At 66.6% G+C, this 14607-nt stretch carries 19 protein-coding genes; 3 read left to right on the top strand and 16 right to left on the bottom strand.

Annotated elements, in window-relative coordinates:
- Positions 1–221: 221 nt before the first annotated feature.
- The gene (locus QZX93_RS00650) at positions 222–1235 is read left to right on the top strand and encodes a sulfate ABC transporter substrate-binding protein (RefSeq protein WP_295392691.1); all 1014 of its coding nucleotides are present in this window, start codon (positions 222–224) and stop codon (positions 1233–1235) included.
- Positions 1236–1327: 92 nt separating this feature from the next.
- Here QZX93_RS00650 and QZX93_RS00645 read toward each other — a convergent pair whose 3' ends face one another.
- The 4 genes from QZX93_RS00645 to QZX93_RS00630 form a co-directional block, all read right to left on the bottom strand.
- Positions 1328–1735 (bottom strand): HIT family protein, encoded by a 408-nt coding sequence (locus QZX93_RS00645; protein WP_295392689.1) that lies wholly within the window; start codon positions 1733–1735, stop codon positions 1328–1330.
- An 850-nt stretch (positions 1736–2585) separates the two neighbouring features.
- A complete protein-coding gene (locus tag QZX93_RS00640) occupies positions 2586–2999 on the bottom strand; it encodes a HEPN domain-containing protein (protein WP_295392687.1) in 414 nt (137 codons plus the stop codon).
- Positions 2992–3312 carry a nucleotidyltransferase domain-containing protein gene (locus tag QZX93_RS00635; RefSeq protein WP_295392685.1) on the bottom strand — a complete coding sequence of 107 codons (321 nt, stop codon included), beginning with the start codon at positions 3310–3312 and terminating at the stop codon, positions 2992–2994. Before QZX93_RS00635 ends, QZX93_RS00640 begins: the two co-directional genes overlap by 8 nt.
- A 202-nt stretch (positions 3313–3514) precedes the next feature.
- Positions 3515–4504, bottom strand: coding sequence for a lysophospholipid acyltransferase family protein (locus QZX93_RS00630; protein WP_295392683.1), 990 nt, complete (start codon positions 4502–4504; stop codon positions 3515–3517).
- A gap of 125 nt (positions 4505–4629) precedes the next feature.
- Between QZX93_RS00630 and QZX93_RS00625 the strand changes: the two genes are divergently transcribed.
- Positions 4630–5058: a rhodanese-like domain-containing protein gene (locus QZX93_RS00625; protein ID WP_295392682.1), complete on the top strand. Its 429-nt coding sequence runs from the start codon at positions 4630–4632 to the stop codon at positions 5056–5058.
- A gap of 213 nt (positions 5059–5271) precedes the next feature.
- Here QZX93_RS00625 and iscX read toward each other — a convergent pair whose 3' ends face one another.
- The 10 genes from iscX to QZX93_RS00575 all read right to left on the bottom strand — a co-directional run bounded on the left by iscX (position 5272) and on the right by QZX93_RS00575 (position 13129).
- A complete protein-coding gene (gene iscX / locus QZX93_RS00620; RefSeq protein ID WP_366759408.1) occupies positions 5272–5466 on the bottom strand; it encodes a Fe-S cluster assembly protein IscX in 195 nt (64 codons plus the stop codon).
- 195 nt (positions 5467–5661) lie between these two features.
- Positions 5662–6000, bottom strand: coding sequence for an ISC system 2Fe-2S type ferredoxin (gene fdx / locus QZX93_RS00615; RefSeq protein ID WP_295392678.1), 339 nt, complete (start codon positions 5998–6000; stop codon positions 5662–5664).
- The gene (gene hscA / locus QZX93_RS00610) at positions 6000–7904 is read right to left on the bottom strand and encodes a Fe-S protein assembly chaperone HscA (RefSeq protein ID WP_295392676.1); all 1905 of its coding nucleotides are present in this window, start codon (positions 7902–7904) and stop codon (positions 6000–6002) included. The genes fdx and hscA overlap by 1 nt, the downstream gene beginning before the upstream one ends.
- A gap of 38 nt (positions 7905–7942) precedes the next feature.
- A complete protein-coding gene (gene hscB, locus QZX93_RS00605; protein WP_295392674.1) occupies positions 7943–8524 on the bottom strand; it encodes a Fe-S protein assembly co-chaperone HscB in 582 nt (193 codons plus the stop codon).
- Complete coding sequence (gene iscA, locus QZX93_RS00600; RefSeq protein WP_295392672.1) at positions 8500–8823, bottom strand: iron-sulfur cluster assembly protein IscA; 324 nt, start codon at positions 8821–8823, stop codon at positions 8500–8502. Before iscA ends, hscB begins: the two co-directional genes overlap by 25 nt.
- Before the next feature lie 114 nt (positions 8824–8937).
- The gene (gene iscU, locus QZX93_RS00595; protein WP_295392671.1) at positions 8938–9324 is read right to left on the bottom strand and encodes a Fe-S cluster assembly scaffold IscU; all 387 of its coding nucleotides are present in this window, start codon (positions 9322–9324) and stop codon (positions 8938–8940) included.
- A 271-nt stretch (positions 9325–9595) separates the two neighbouring features.
- Positions 9596–10810 carry an IscS subfamily cysteine desulfurase gene (locus QZX93_RS00590; protein ID WP_295392670.1) on the bottom strand — a complete coding sequence of 405 codons (1215 nt, stop codon included), beginning with the start codon at positions 10808–10810 and terminating at the stop codon, positions 9596–9598.
- A 105-nt stretch (positions 10811–10915) separates the two neighbouring features.
- Positions 10916–11407, bottom strand: coding sequence for a Fe-S cluster assembly transcriptional regulator IscR (iscR, locus tag QZX93_RS00585; RefSeq protein WP_295392668.1), 492 nt, complete (start codon positions 11405–11407; stop codon positions 10916–10918).
- 86 nt (positions 11408–11493) lie between these two features.
- Positions 11494–12309: a serine O-acetyltransferase gene (gene cysE / locus QZX93_RS00580; RefSeq protein ID WP_295392667.1), complete on the bottom strand. Its 816-nt coding sequence runs from the start codon at positions 12307–12309 to the stop codon at positions 11494–11496.
- Positions 12302–13129, bottom strand: coding sequence for a TrmJ/YjtD family RNA methyltransferase (locus QZX93_RS00575; RefSeq protein WP_295392666.1), 828 nt, complete (start codon positions 13127–13129; stop codon positions 12302–12304). Before QZX93_RS00575 ends, cysE begins: the two co-directional genes overlap by 8 nt.
- Positions 13130–13205: 76 nt before the next feature.
- Here QZX93_RS00575 and QZX93_RS00570 point away from each other — a divergent pair, with 76 nt between their 5' ends.
- On the top strand, positions 13206–14003 hold the full coding sequence (locus tag QZX93_RS00570; RefSeq protein WP_295392664.1) for an inositol monophosphatase family protein: 798 nt from the start codon (positions 13206–13208) through the stop codon (positions 14001–14003).
- Here QZX93_RS00570 and QZX93_RS27215 read toward each other — a convergent pair.
- Together QZX93_RS27215 and QZX93_RS00565 are read right to left on the bottom strand one after the other, a co-directional pair.
- Complete coding sequence (locus tag QZX93_RS27215) at positions 13939–14262, bottom strand: hypothetical protein (protein WP_366759406.1); 324 nt, start codon at positions 14260–14262, stop codon at positions 13939–13941. The genes QZX93_RS00570 and QZX93_RS27215 overlap by 65 nt on opposite strands.
- Positions 14263–14279: 17 nt before the next feature.
- Positions 14280–14543, bottom strand: a complete 264-nt coding sequence (locus tag QZX93_RS00565; protein ID WP_295392663.1) for a helix-turn-helix domain-containing protein — start codon at positions 14541–14543, stop codon at positions 14280–14282.
- Positions 14544–14607 lie beyond the last annotated feature (64 nt).

Below are 14607 nucleotides of genomic sequence, written 5' to 3'. Positions count from 1 at the left end.
AAATGGGGTGGATATGTCTGGAGTTGAGCTTAACAAAGGGCGCAAATAACTGGAACAGGCAAATTGTTATCTCGTTATTCCAGATTCGTCTAACAGGGCTGCCCCGTTCGCCCTGAGCCTGTCGAAAGGGGAGATGCGCTAACCTTTGCAGGATTTTTTTGTTCGGAACCGATCGGCGACGCGCTCTAATGCGCTGCCACGCCCACCCCGAGGAACGACCCATGACCCACCGCCTTAACCTGATCTCGCGCCTCGCCGGCACCCTGCTGGGGCTCGCCTTGCTCACCGGCACCCAGGCCGCCGATAGGATCACCCTGCTCAACGTCTCCTACGACCCGACCCGCGAACTCTACCAGGCGTTCAACCCCGCCTTCGCCAAACAGTGGGAGGCCAAGGGCGGTGGCAAGATCGCCTTCCAGCAGTCGCACGGCGGCTCCGGCAAGCAGGCCCGCGCGGTCATCGACGGACTGGCGGCGGACGTGGTCACCCTGGCGCTGGCCTACGACATCGACGCCATCGCCGCCAAGGGCCTGCTGGCCAAGGACTGGCAGCAGCGCCTGCCACACCACAGCGCGCCCTACACCTCCACCATCGTCTTCCTGGTACGCAAGGGCAACCCGAAGGGGATCAAGGACTGGGGCGATCTTATCAAGGACGGCGTGAGCGTCATCACCCCCAACCCCAAGACCTCCGGCGGTGCGCGCTGGAACTATCTGGCGGCCTGGGCCTGGGCCGCGCAGGCCTACGGCGGCGACGAGGCCAAGGTGACCGACTATGTCAGGCGTCTCTACCAACACGTTCCGTCGCTCGCCTCAGGCGCCCGTGGCTCCATGACCAGTTTTGTCCGGGAGGGGCAGGGCGATGTGCTGCTGTCCTGGGAGAACGAGGCCTTCCTGGCGCTCAAGGAATTCGGGGCGGACCAGTTCCAGATCCTGGCCCCCTCGCTCTCCATCCTCGCCGAGCCCCCGGTGGCCGTGGTGGACAAAAACGTCGATCGCAAGCATACCCGCGAGGCGGCCGAGGCCTATCTGAAGTACCTGTATTCAGAAGAGGGGCAGGAAATCGCGGCGCAGCATTTCTATCGCCCGACCAATGCGGCCGTCGCCGCCAAGTACAAAGACACGTTCCCCGATATCAAGCTGGTTGAGATTGCCGACCTGGGCGGTTGGGCGGCGGCCCAGCAAAAACACTTCGCCGACGGCGGCCTGTTCGACCAGATCTACAACCCGAACTGAGGCGGCCCAGGCAGGCCGTCTCTCGTTCCCACGCTCCAGCGTGGGAATGCCGCGCGGGCGCTCTGCGTCCCGTCTAAGCGTGTCGTGCCCGCTCAGTCGCGCGCGCCGAGTAACGCCGCGCCGATCGCCGCCAACGCGTCCGACCCATACTCCCGCACCGTCTCCAGATGCCCCCACACCGGCTTTGGCCAGCAGGCGTCCGCCGGGTCGCGCCCGATGACATGGACGTGCAACTGCGGCACCACATTGCCGATCCAGGCCACATTGACCTTGGTGTACCCCCGGGTGCCGGTCAGATAGTCCGAGACCCGCTTGCAGTCCGCCAGCACCGCGTCGCGCTCCTCGGTCGGCAGGTCCAGCAGGTTCCCGAGCGCGGTTTCCGGGACCAGGATGAACCAGGGCACCGCGGCGTTCTTGTGCAGCAGCAGATGGGTGGCGGGCAGGCGGCCCAGGCGGTGGCAGTCGGTCAGGAGTTGGGGGTGGATGGAGAATTCGGTCATGGTCGGATTCCTGAATGGGTGGACTGTCACACCGCACTCGCGATGCACGCTGGTGACACCGCTCCAGCGGTGTCACCCATGTGTCAAGCGCTCCGCGCCATGAGCATTTCGACCGCAATATTGGTCTCAGCGGAGAATCGCCCGGCCTTTATCATCGTTGCGGCGAGCGGCGGACCGTCCGCAACTGGAGGTCGAGGCTTTACCGTGAAAGTCGCGCCGGAAGCGCGCTCCAATTCTTCCTCCCCTATTGGGGGAGGGCGGGGAGGGGGAAACGGCCAAGGCGCCCGCCACTTTCATCTTTCGGGGTGGTGCGGGCGCCATGGCCGTTAGCCGGTGGCGACTCCCCAGACCTCCAATATAATCGGTGGTGCCTGCTCGCCGGACCGGCTAACGGCCATGGAAGGGGGGCCTACCACCCCGGAGCATGAAAGTCTGTCAGGCTAACGGGGCACTCCTGGGTTCCTCCGTCGTTTTCAGGTAAAAAAGACTTCAAAGACATTGGCTTGCGGCGACTTTCACGGTAAAGCCTCGACCTCCAGTGGCCGGAACCATGACCAAGGCCAAGCGGGCGGTCATAACACTCATCGCGATTGAATTTGACGGAGAGTCCGAGCGCGGTCTCCACCTCTGCCAGTAACTGCTGGCTGAGCCCGGGGCTTTCCTGGCGGTAGCTGATGAAGACCTGGTTGCGCAACTGGCGGCTTGCCCTGGGGTCCTTACGGGGTTGCGATGGATGGCAACTATGCCACAGACGTGCGCTCGCCGCAGGTCCGGTTGGTGCGGGGCGGCTGCCTTGTGCATTTGACGAGCAAGGGTTTAGCGTTCGTTTCGCTGACAGCGGGCCGCAGTCTCATGCCTTTCCCGTCAGGTCGCACGGCAATCGACGCATAACAAACTCCACGACAGTCTGTGCCAACTGCATTGCCTCAGCGACGTCGGATTCTTCGGGATCGAGCCCCTCGCCCGGATATCGAAACTCGGTTGCGTAGGGGGTCAATTTTGCTGCCGCTTCGGCCAGCTCGTGGAACTGGTAGTCGAGTTTCGCGCACTCTGCCACCAGTGGTGCCAGCAGGTGCGTCTTGCGGAACTGAATATCGTGCAGGGTCAGGTAACCCTTCAATGCCTTTTCCGCCGCTTGTTGGCAGTGATAGGCCGCGGTATCGAGCAGCGGCGGATCGTCGGTATAGAGGCGGTGCGCCGAACGCAGATCGTGCTGCGCCTTGTGCAGCCACTGGCCGACGGCACGCATCTTTTCCTTATCCATGAAGCACCCGCCCGCGATCCAGCGCCTGCCGTTCCAGCGAGGTCGCGACCCGGGCGGCCCGTGTGACCTCGTCGCGCGTTCGTACCACGATTTCAATTGGTAGGGTGAGTCCGTAGAGACTGCGATAGACCTCCTGCGCACGGCGATAGCCGGGCTGGTCGGAGGTGCTGAGAATGACCAGAAGATCGATATCGCTGTCCGCGGTTGGGTGTCCCCAAGCTTGGGAGCCGAATAATAGGATTTGCTCCGGATGGACCGCATGAACGATGCGACGCACGGCCTCGTCGAGTAGTTCGGGGCTGATTGTATCCATGGTCAATCCTCCGCCGGGTGTTCCAGCAATGGTTGGTTGGCCGTGATCGTTATGCCTGCTAGTGACGCACTTGGCGCGGAGCGCCAAACACAGGCGTGACACCGCTGGAGCGGTGTCACGAGAGGGTGATTGCGGCTCCTGGGGGTCGCTCCTACGTAGGTAGGAGCGGCCCCCAGGCCGCGACGAGCCGGAGTAGTAACGATCACGGCGGAGTCGTCTCCCGCTGGCTCGGCCGGCGCTCGATCAATGCAAGTAGCTTGTGGTCATCGAGCGGTCCGTCATAGATGCCCGGCAGGCCCGCCGGGCGGCGGCGGTAGCGCTTGTAGGGCCACACATACTGCTCGGGGCAGATGGCGACACACTGTTCGATGCCGCGGTTGAGCGCGGTGGCGGCGACCACGTCGTCGTCGCTGTCGATGCCGGCGGGGGCGGGGATGCAGTGCATCCGGAACCCGGCGGCGTCCGGCAGGCGCTGTGCGAACATGAAGATTACCGGGGCGCCGGTGCGCCGCGCCAGCCGGTTCACCAGCAGCATGCTGAAGGCCGGGATGCCGAACAGTGGGGCGAAGACGGCGCCCTTGTCCTCCTTGGGCTCCTGGTCCGGCAGCACGCCGACATAGTCGCCGCGCTCCAGGGCCTGGACCAGCACGCGGATGCCGCGGGCGGTGATGGGCGCGAGTTCAGCGCCGCAGCGCTGACGCGCGGCCAGGATCAGGCCGTCCAGATAGCGCTGCGGCTTGTAGAAGATCGCGGTGGGTCCCTGGCGGGCCAGGTGCAGACCGGCCAGTTCCCAGGCCCCCAGGTGGGGTGACAACACAATTAGACCCTTGCCGGGTTGGCGGAGTAAGAACTCGGCCCCATGTACCTCCCTTACCAGGTCGTGCACCTGCGGCAGCGGACGCAGCCACAGATAGCCGATCTCCAGATAGGTCTTGCCGAATTCGACCAGGTTGCGGTCGCGCAGTGCAATCAGCTCCGCGTGGTCCAGGGCTGGCAGACAGAGCTTGAGATTGATCAGTGCGTTGCGCCGTTGGCGGTTGGGCCAGTGGATGAAGACCCAGCCGACCCAGGCACCCAGGCGGTGGAGCGCCGACAGCGGCAGGCGCGCGAGCAGTTGCACCAGCGCACGCGCGATGCGGTCGATCACCGCGATCCGCAGGCGCCGCCAGGCGCTCAACTTTCTTCTCGCCACCGGCTCCACTCCTGATGATGGCGCGGCCTGGGGCCGCGGCCAGTTGTTACACTGTCGGTTCCGCGGCGCTCGCGCGTGAGCGGCGTCCGACGCACGATCATGACCAACAAACGAGGTATTCCAGCGTGAGTGACGATCACCCAAAAGGCCTGACCCCGGATGAGGCCCACCAATTGCTGCACGAGCACCCCCAGGCGGTCCTGGTGGACATCCGCTCCAGTATGGAGTTTCTGTTCGTGGGGCACCCCAAGGGGGCGGTGCATGTCGCCTGGATCGACGAACCGGACTGGGTCGTCAACCCCCATTTCACCACAGAGATCCGCAAGCTGCTCCTGGGCGGGGTCGCCTGCGAGCCGGGCACTCCCTGCGCCCCGGTGGTCCTCATCTGCCGTAGCGGCAAGCGCTCGCTGGAGGCCGGCAAGGCCCTGCTCAAAGACGGGCTCAAGTCGGTCTACCATGTGGACGAGGGGTTCGAGGGCGACCTGGACGAGGATCACCACCGCAGCACCACGGGCGGTTGGCGCTTCCGCGGGCTGCCCTGGGAGCAGTGCTGACCGGCACCTTTTTATCCTAGAAAGAGCATCTGGCCGCAAATGAACGCAAATAAGCGCAAATAAATCTGAGGCTTAGAAGTGCCCTGCAGGCCGCCCGGCGGGTGAACACACGGAACACCGCAGTGCCATGATTATTTGCGTCTTTTTGCGTTCATTTGCGGCTCAACTGCTCTTGCTATGTTTATCGTCCCCGGCCCCGCCGCGGGCGTGAGATTACTCCCGTTCCTCGATCCAGGCGACTTGGATGGCCTCCAGCACCTTCTCACCGCAGCGCGCCGGGTCGTCCGCGAACTCCGGGAGCGACTCGACCCAGGTGCGCAGGTCCAAGAAGTTGAGAAAGCGCGGGTCGCGCTCGGGGTGCGTCTCCTCCAGTGCGATGGCGATCTCCCGGGTGTCGGTCCACTTCAGTGCCATGGGCGGTTCTCCGAATGCATGCCTGGGGACTTTCCCCAGACCCTGGATAATAGTACAGGATTAACAGGATTTCTCAGGATTAACAGGATAATTCACCCGGCCGCTCGAAGTGAAATCCTGTTAATCCTGCCGAATCCTGTTAATCCTGTCCATATACCCTCAATTCATACCAGCCCTAGCCGGTAGACCCTACCGCCGCTCCGACACCATGTTGATGGTGTAGAGCGGGATCTGGATCACCAGGTCCTCCTCCCCGACCAGGGCCTGGCAGCTCAGACGCGACTCGGGTTCCAGACCCCAGGCGCGGTCCAGCAGGTCCTCCTCCAGGTCATCGGCGGGCGCGAGCGAGTCGCCGCCCGCGCGCACGATCACATGGCAGGTGGTGCAGGCGGCGCAACGGTCGCAGGCGTGTTCGATCTCGATCCCCTGGGCCAGTGCGGCATCGCAGATGCTCACCCCCGGCTCGGCCTCGATCACCGCCCCTTCCGGGCAGAGGGTCTCATGGGGCAAAAAGGTCAGGCGTGGCATCAGCTCGACTGCTCCGGGTGGACGAACTCAACGACCCGGCGCCCGGCCATGGCCGCGTGGATGGTCCGATTCATGCGCCGCTCCACATAGAATGCACAGGTCCGCTCCAGGGCGCCGATGGCGTATTGGATCATCCCGGCCTCGGTGCTGGTGAGTGTGGCCTCGAACCGGGCCAGGGCCTGGTCGATCCGCGCCCGCTCGGCGGTGTCCAGCAGTGCCTCGCCATCGCGTGCGAGTGCGGAGCGTAGGGCCTCGCGGACCCGCTCGCCGTCGAGCCGCTGCTCGTGCAGCCGCCGAGCCGCCAGGTCTTCGCCGGCGTGCTCCAGCGAGGCGCGCAACATGGACTCGATCTCGCCATCGCTCAGTCCGTAGGACGGCTTGACCTCGACCCGTGCGCTGACCCCGCTGGTCTGCTCGGCCGCGCTCACCCGCAGGAGCCCGTCGGCGTCGATCTCGAAGGTGACCCGGATGCGCGCTGCCCCGGCGATCATCGGCGGGATGCCCCGCAGCTCAAAGCGCGCGAGCGAGCGGCAGTCCGCCACCAGATCGCGCTCGCCCTGGAGCACATGGATGGCCATGGCGGTCTGGCCGTCCTTGAAGGTGGTGAACTCCTGATAGCGGGCGGCGGGGAGTGTGGTGTTGCGCGGGATCAGCGGCTCCACCAGGCCGCCCATGGTCTCGATCCCGAGCGAGAGCGGGATCACGTCCAGGAGCAGGAGGTCGTCGCCCGGGCGGTTGCCAGCCAGCAGGTCGGCCTGAATCGCCGCCCCGATGGCGACCACCCGATCCGGGTCGATGTCGCCCAGGGGCGCGCGGCCGAACAGCTCGGCCACCCGCTCGCGTACCAGCGGAACCCGGGTGGAGCCACCCACCAGGACCACCGCGTCAATGTCGGCGGTGCTTACCCGGGCGTCGCGCAGCGCGCGGCGGCAGGCGGTCAGGGTGCGCCCGATCAGGGGGTCGATCAGGGCGTTGAAGGTCGCGCGGTCCAGGGTCCCGCTCCAGTGGCGGCCGTCCGGCAGGTCGAGCTGCAATTCGGCGCTGGGCTCCTGGCTCAAGCGCTCCTTGGCGGCGCAGGCGACCTGCATCAGTCGGCGCAGGGTGCCGGGGTCGTTGTCGGCGCCGATCCCGGCCTGCTCGATGACCCAGTGGGCCACTGCCCGGTCGAGGTCGTCGCCGCCGAGTGCGGAGTCGCCCCCGGCGGCCAGGACCTCGAAGACCCCGCGGGTCAGGCGCAGGATGGAGATGTCGAAGGTGCCGCCGCCCAAGTCATAGATCGCGTGTACGCCCTCCTCGTCCCCCGTATCGCGCCGGTCCAGGCCATAGGCGACGGCGGCGGCGGTCGGTTCGCTCAAGAGTCGCAAGACCTTGAGCCCGGCGAGCGTGGCCGCGTCCTTGGTGGCCTGGCGCTGGGCGTCGTCGAAATAGGCCGGAACCGTGATCACCACCCCGGTCAATGGCCCGCCCAGGGAGTCCTCGGCGCGCCGCGCCAGGGTCTTCAAGACCTCGGCCGAGACCTCCACCGGGGTCAGGTCGCCGCCCGCCGTGCGGATGCGCGGGACCGCCGAGTCGGTGTCGACGAAGCAATAGGGCAGGTGCCCACCCAGTCGGTGGACGTCCGCCAACCCGCGCCCGATCAGCCGCTTGGCCGAGGCAATGGTGTTGAGCGGGTCAGCGGCGGCGGTGTCGCGCGCCGCGTGCCCGACCAGGGGTGGCGCGGTGGCCGAGAAGCGGACCACGGACGGCAGCAGGTGACGGCCCTGCGCATCGGCCAAGGTCTCGGCGACGCTGCCGCGTACGCAGGCGACCAGCGAGTTGGTAGTCCCCAGATCGATGCCAGCGGCCAGCCGGTGTCGATGGGGGGCGGCGGACTGGCCGGGTTCAGCGATCTGTAACAGTGGCATGTGCGTTCATGGGCGTTCACTCGCGGATAACAGTGTAATCAGTAGCGCCCGTCGATGGCCGATTCGAGCGCCTCGGCGTCGCGTCGGCACTTGTCCATGAACTGGAGCTTGCGTACAACCTCCCGGGCGGTCTCCAGATTGGCGGGGGAGGGGGTGGCGAACAGCCCCTCCAGTTCCTTGTCGAGTGCCACGCTCTGTTCCGCCAGTTGGGTCAGGACCCGGGCGACCGCGGCCTGTGGATTGGGGCTGGTCTGGGCCTCGGCCAGGGTCTCGCGCAGCTCCATCTGTTCCATCAGGAAGGCCCCGTCCTTGCTGGTCTCGCTGGTGGTGCCGGGGTCGCCGGTATGCAGGGCCAGCAGGTATTTGGCCCGCGCCAGGGGGTCCTTCAGGGTCCGATAGGCCTCGTTGACCTGGGTCGACGCCTGGAGCGACCAGCGCTTTTCGTGGTCCGCGGCCACGGCGAAGCGGTCGGGGTGGGTCGCCGTCTGGAGGGTGCGGTAACCCTCGGCCAGACGCTTGGCGTCCAGCGCGAAGCCCACGGGCAGCTCGAAAAGCTCGAAATAATTCTTGGAGAAGTCCAACACGGCGGCAGCGGCTAGACGTTGAAGCTCTCGCCGCAACCGCAGCCGTTCTTGGCGTTGGGGTTGTTGAAGCGGAAGCCCTCGTTCAGTCCCTCGCGGCCGAAATCAAGCTCGGTCCCGTCCAGATAGAGGAGGCTCTTGGGGTCGACGATGACCTTCACGCCGCGGTCCTCGAATACCTGGTCGTCGGGTCCCAGCGCGTCGGCGAACTCCAGCACATAGGCCATGCCGGAACAGCCGGAGGCGCGCACGCCCAGGCGTATGCCGAGGCCCTTGCCACGGTTGGCCAGCGAGCGGCTGACATGGTCGGCGGCGGCGGTGGTGAGTGAAATAGCCATAGGAGCGTTCTCCGGGATCGACGATCCCAAGGGCGGGCGGTGCGTCCCCGCGTGGCGAGATCCTAGGCCCTTGGGGAACGCTGTAGCAAGACTTCAACGGCCTGCGGTCTGTTCTCAGGCCGGCTTGCGTTTGGCGGCATAATCGTTGATTGCCGCCTTGATGGCGTCCTCCGCCAGCACCGAGCAGTGGACCTTGACCGGGGGCAGCGCAAGCTCGTCGGCAATCTCCTGGTTCTTGATCTGGCTGGCCTCGTCCAGGGTCTTGCCCTTGACCCACTCGGTGAGCAGGCTGCTGGAGGCGATGGCGGAGCCGCAACCATAGGTCTTGAAGCGGGCATCCTCGATCACCCCCGCATCGTTGACCTTGATTTGCAGGCGCATCACGTCCCCGCAGGCGGGGGCGCCGACCATGCCGGTGCCCACACTCGGGTCGTCCTTCTCGAACGAGCCCACGTTACGTGGGTTCTCGTAGTGGTCAAGCACCTTGTCACTGTATGCCATCTGGTTTTACCTTAGTATCGAAGCCACCCGCCGACAGGATGGTAGCTCTGGTCAAGCGTAGATCTGGCCTCGGGGAGCCAACATCAAGCCAAAGACACCCTAGCCGGAATGTCTCACGCCAAGGCGCCAAGTACGCCAAGGATAGGATTCTTAAACTAACGCAAGAAGATTGGCGATCCTTGCAGCATTGAGTATGAGGCGCCGATTATTTTCCAAGGACGTGTTTCCTTGGCGAGCTTGGCGCCTTGGCGTGAGACACATGAGGGGTGTCCTAGTGCCCTACCCATTGTACTGACTTGAGATCCACCCCGTCCTGGAACATCTCCCACAGGGGCGAGAGTCCGCGCAGACGCTCCACCTGGGTGCGGATCTTGGCGATGGCGTAATCCACCTCGTCCGCGGTGGAGAAGCGCCCCAGGGTGAAGCGGATCGAGCTATGGGCCAGTTCGTCCTCGCGCCCGATGGCGCGCAGGACATAGCTCGGCTCCAGGCTGGCGGAGGTACAGGCGGAGCCGGAGGACACCGCCAGGTCCTTCAGGGCCATGATCAGCGATTCGCCCTCCACATAGGCGAAGCTGACATTGAGATTGCCGGCCACCCGTTGTTGCTCGTCACCGTTCAGGAAGACCTGATCCAGGTCCTTGAGCCCATCCCACAGGCGTTGGCGCAGGGTCAGCACCCGGGCATTCTCGTCGGCCATCTCCAGGCGCGCGATCCGAAAGGCCTCGCCCATGCCGACGATCTGGTGGGTGGCGAGCGTGCCGGAGCGCAGGCCCCGTTCGTGGCCGCCGCCATGCATCTGCGCCTCGATCCGCACCCGCGGCTTGCGCCGCACATAGAGTGCGCCGATGCCCTTGGGTCCGTAGGTCTTGTGGGCCGAGAAGGACATCAGGTCGACCGGCAGGGTCTGAAGATCGATTGCGACCTTGCCGGTGCTCTGGGCGGCATCGACGTGGAAGAGTGCGCCGCGCGCCCGGGTCAACTCGCCGATGGCGGTCAGGTCCTGGATGACGCCGATCTCGTTGTTCACATGCATCACCGACACCAGGATGGTGTCGTCGCGCAACGCCGCCGCGAGCCGGTCGAGGTCAATCAGCCCGTTCGGCTCCGGGTCCAGGTAGGTGACCTCAAACCCCTCACGTTCCAACTGGCGGCAGGTATCGAGCACCGCCTTATGCTCGGTCTTGACCGTAATCAGGTGCCGACCGCGCTTTTGGTAGAAATGGGCCGCGCCCTTGATGGCCAGGTTGTTGGACTCGGTGGCGCCGGAGGTCCAGGCGAGCTCCCGGGGGTCCGCGTTGATCAGTTCAGCCACCTGGCGGCGGGCGTCCTCCACCGCGCTCTCCGCCGCCCAGCCGAAGGCGTGTGAGCGCGACGCCGGATTGCCGAAGTTACCGGCGTTGGTGAGACAAGCGCACATGCGTTCAGCCACCCGCGGATCGACCGGGGTGGTGGCTGAATAATCCATATAGATCGGAAGCTTCATAACGAACTCCGCACCGTCGCGGCGGCGGCACCGGGGCTGGCTGCCCGCGGGCGCCGACTCACCGCGTGGCCGGTCAGGCGGCTGATTGGTTGAATGAGACGTGCGTCAGGCGGGTGCCGCGGCGGCGTTGGCGCCCAGGTCCAGCGCCGGGTCGGTGCCGGCGCTGGCGGCGGCGCGCGCGCGCGCCGCCGCCGCCGCGCGGCGGTCGATGAGCTCTTGGAGTGTAATGCTCTCCAGGTAGTCTTGAATGCGGATGCTCAAGTCGTGCCACAGCTCGTGGGTCAGGCAGGGCTCGCCATTCTGGCAATTCCCGGCCCGGTTGCAGCGGGTGGTGTCGATCGTCTCGTCCACCGCCGCAATCACCATGGCGACTGGGATGTCAGCGGCCGGGCGCGCCAGATTATAGCCGCCGCCGGGACCGCGCACGCTGGTGACCAGGGTGCAGCGGCGCAGCTTGGCGAAGAGTTGCTCCAGGTAGGACAGTGAGATTCCCTGGCGCTGGGCGATGTCGGCGAGCGCGGTCGGCCCCTGCCCCTGATTGAGGGCCAGATCGAGCATTGCGGTCACCGCGTAGCGGCCTTTGGTGGTTAGTCTCATGCGGGCGTCCTCATGTGCAACTCACTCCCCGGTGGGGATTTTCGAGCGCATGGTACGTTAACCAAGCACATTGATCAATTAATCGCTCAGGCCGGCGGCGTCGCGCCACGGTCCGGCGCGTCCGGCGCCCCTGGGTCCAGGCCGTCCGCCGCGCTGGGGGAGTCGATCACGCCCGCGTCCAGGTCCGCGTCGTGGTCGAAATGCTGCATGATCCCACGGCGCTCCAGCGCCTGGGACATAGCCTCCAGGCGGCTGTCCATGTGGTGGATGTGGTCGAGCAACCGGTTGATGGCATTGGCCACCGGGTCCGGGGCGTCGCGGGTGGCGCCATAGGCGTCGAAGCCGATGCGCGCGGCGGTGTCGGCACGGCGGCGCCGATCCGCATCCTGCTCGCACTCGATCACCCGCCCGGGGATCCCGACCACCGTGGCCCCCGGTGGGACCGCCTTGACGACGACCGCGTTGGAACCGATGCGTGCCCCATCGCCGATCGGAATGGGTCCCAGCACCTTGGCCCCGGCGCCGACCACAACGTCGCGCCCGAGCGTCGGATGGCGCCGGCCCTTCTGCCAACTGGTGCCGCCCAGGGTCACGCCGTGGTAGAGGGTGCAGTCGTCGCCGATGACGGCGGTCTCCCCGATCACCACGCCCATCCCGTGGTCGATGAACACCCGGCGGCCGATCACCGCGCCGGGGTGGATCTCGATGCCGGTGAACAGCCGCGCCACATTCGACAGCACCCGGGCCGGCCATTTGAGGTTGCGCACCCACAACCAGTGGGTCGCCCGGTGCGCCAGCACCGCATGGATGCCGGGGTAGGTGGTCAGGACTTCGAAGCGGGTACGGGCCGCGGGGTCGCGTTCAAAAACGCCCGCGATGTCTTCTTTGATCCGGTCAAACATGGGGTTCCTTGGGGTGTGGGTCCGCGGCCGGTGGTGGCGCCTCGGCGGGGCGCCGCGCGCCTTTGCGCCCTTGGGCGGCGCTCAGGATGCCCCGCAGGATGTTGAGCTCCACCCGATCGGGGCGCGCCCGGTTGAACAGGTTCCGCAGCCGCATCAGGAGCTGGGTCGACTGGTTCGGGTCGGCGAAACCGATCTCAAGCAGGGTCTGGGCCAGGTGCGTATGGAAGCCCGCCATCGCCTCCGCGGTGGCCAGTTCGCGGGGCGGTGGCGCCAATGGCTCGGCCTGACCCTCCCGCCAGGCGCGCCGGATCTCGTAGGCCAGTACCTGCACGGCGGCGCCCAGGTTGAGCGAGGAGAATCCGGGGTCGGTCGGGATCTGCACCAGTTGGTGGCAGCAGCCCAGTTCATCATTGGTCAGGCCGGAATTTTCCCGCCCGAACACCAGTGCGACCTCCCCCAGCGCGGCCTCCGCCAGCAGCAGGCGCGCCGCCGCCGCCGGTTCCAGCAGCGGCCAGGCGAGCGAGCGCGGCCGGGCGCTGGTGCCGATCGCCAGTCGGCAGCCGGCGAGCGCCCCCACCAGGTCGGCGTGGATTCCGGCGCGTTGCAGCAGGTCGTCCGCCCCGGCGGCGTAGGCCAGGGCCTGGGCGTCCGGTGGGTGGCGTGGGTTGGCCAGCTCCAGGCGCGTGAGACCCATGGTCTTCATCGCCCGGGCGGCGCTGCCCAGATTGCCGGTATGGGTGGTCCCCACCAGCACGCAGCGGATGTGCTCCAGTGGTGCGTTGGGGTGTTCGACGGGGGGCAAGATGGTTGGCTCGATCATGGGGCGACAAGTTCTTCAGAATATCACTCCATTGTCAATCTTTGATCGCCGCGCGCCTTGGGGTATTGTGTCACCTATGAATCCCACGCTAAATATTGCTATCCGTGCCGCCCGTGCCGCAGCCAAGGTGCTGCTGCGTTATTACGAGCGGGTCGATCAGGTCAAGGCCCAAACCAAGGGCCGCAACGACTTCGTCAGCGAGGTCGATCGCGGCGCCGAACAGGCGATCATCCAGGAGCTGCGCGCCCGCTTCCCCAATCACGCCATCCTCGCCGAGGAGAGCGGCGCCCAGGGGCAGGGCGAGTTCGAGTGGATCATCGACCCGCTGGACGGGACCACCAACTATCTCCATGGCTTTCCTCAGTTTTCAGTCTCCATCGCGCAGCGCCACCGCGGCCAGCTCGAGTGTGCGGTGGTCTACGATCCGTTGCGCGAGGAGCTCTTCACCGCCGCCCGCGGCGAGGGCGCCCAGCTCAACGACCGGCGCCTGCGCATCGCCACCCGGCCCTCGCTGGAGGGTGCCTTGATCGGCACCGGCTTTCCCTTCCGCGACCAACGCCACATCGACGCCTATCTGGCCATGTTCAAGGACATGACGCTCAACACCGCCGGGCTGCGTCGCCCCGGCTCCGCCGCCCTGGACCTGGCCTGGCTGGCCGCCGGGCGCACCGACGGTTTCTGGGAGTTGGGCCTGTCCCCCTGGGACTTCGCCGCCGGGGCACTGTTGGTGACCGAGGCCGGCGGGACCGTGACCGACCTCTGCGGCGGGAGCCGCTATTTCGACACCTGCAACCTGGTGGCCGGCAACCTCAAGATCCATCAGTCGATGATCGAGCTGATCCGCCCGCACCTCGGCGGAACCCTGACGGCCTGACGGATGCCACAGCTGTAGGTGTTGGAGAGTGGGCCGCCCGGGCTCGCGGCCAGCAGCACGATCCCGGCAACCGTGGTTGGTCCCGGGTGAGGGTCCAGATCAGGATGGCGGCCAGGACCGGGAGCGCCACGAGCTGACCCAGCGTCGCGAGCGCCACGGTCCTGGGGTAGCGCAGCACCCGTCCCAGGTCCGCGGGCGTCAGGTCCAGACCCACCGCCAGCATCAGCAGCCAGACCAAGGCCGGGACCGCGAGGTCCATGATCGGGGCCGTTGCGCTCATGGCCGCGCGACCCTCCGCTGCCCCCGCGCGGGCATCGGCTCGCCGGCGTCCTGTCCGCTCGGACGTGCGATCCCGAGCTTCTGCATCCGCGAGCGCAGGGTGTTGGGATTGATCCCCAACCGCTCCGCGGCATTGCCCCTGCCGTTGATCCGCCAGCCGCACGCCTGGCACACGGCGCGGATGTGGTCGCGCTCGACCTCCGCGAGGGTGCGGCGGTCCGCAAGACCGGGAGCGGCTGGCGGCAAGGTCCGCCCGCCCATCGCGCGCGGGAGTCCGGCCGCGGCAACACGAGCGGGCCGCGCAACTCACCCGCCCGCCCATCGC

It is taken from the genome of uncultured Thiodictyon sp. (assembly GCF_903946935.1).
Lineage (GTDB): Bacteria > Pseudomonadota > Gammaproteobacteria > Chromatiales > Chromatiaceae > Thiodictyon.
The sequence above is the reverse complement of the archived record's forward strand: the minus strand, read 5'-3'. Positions and strand labels throughout refer to the sequence as shown.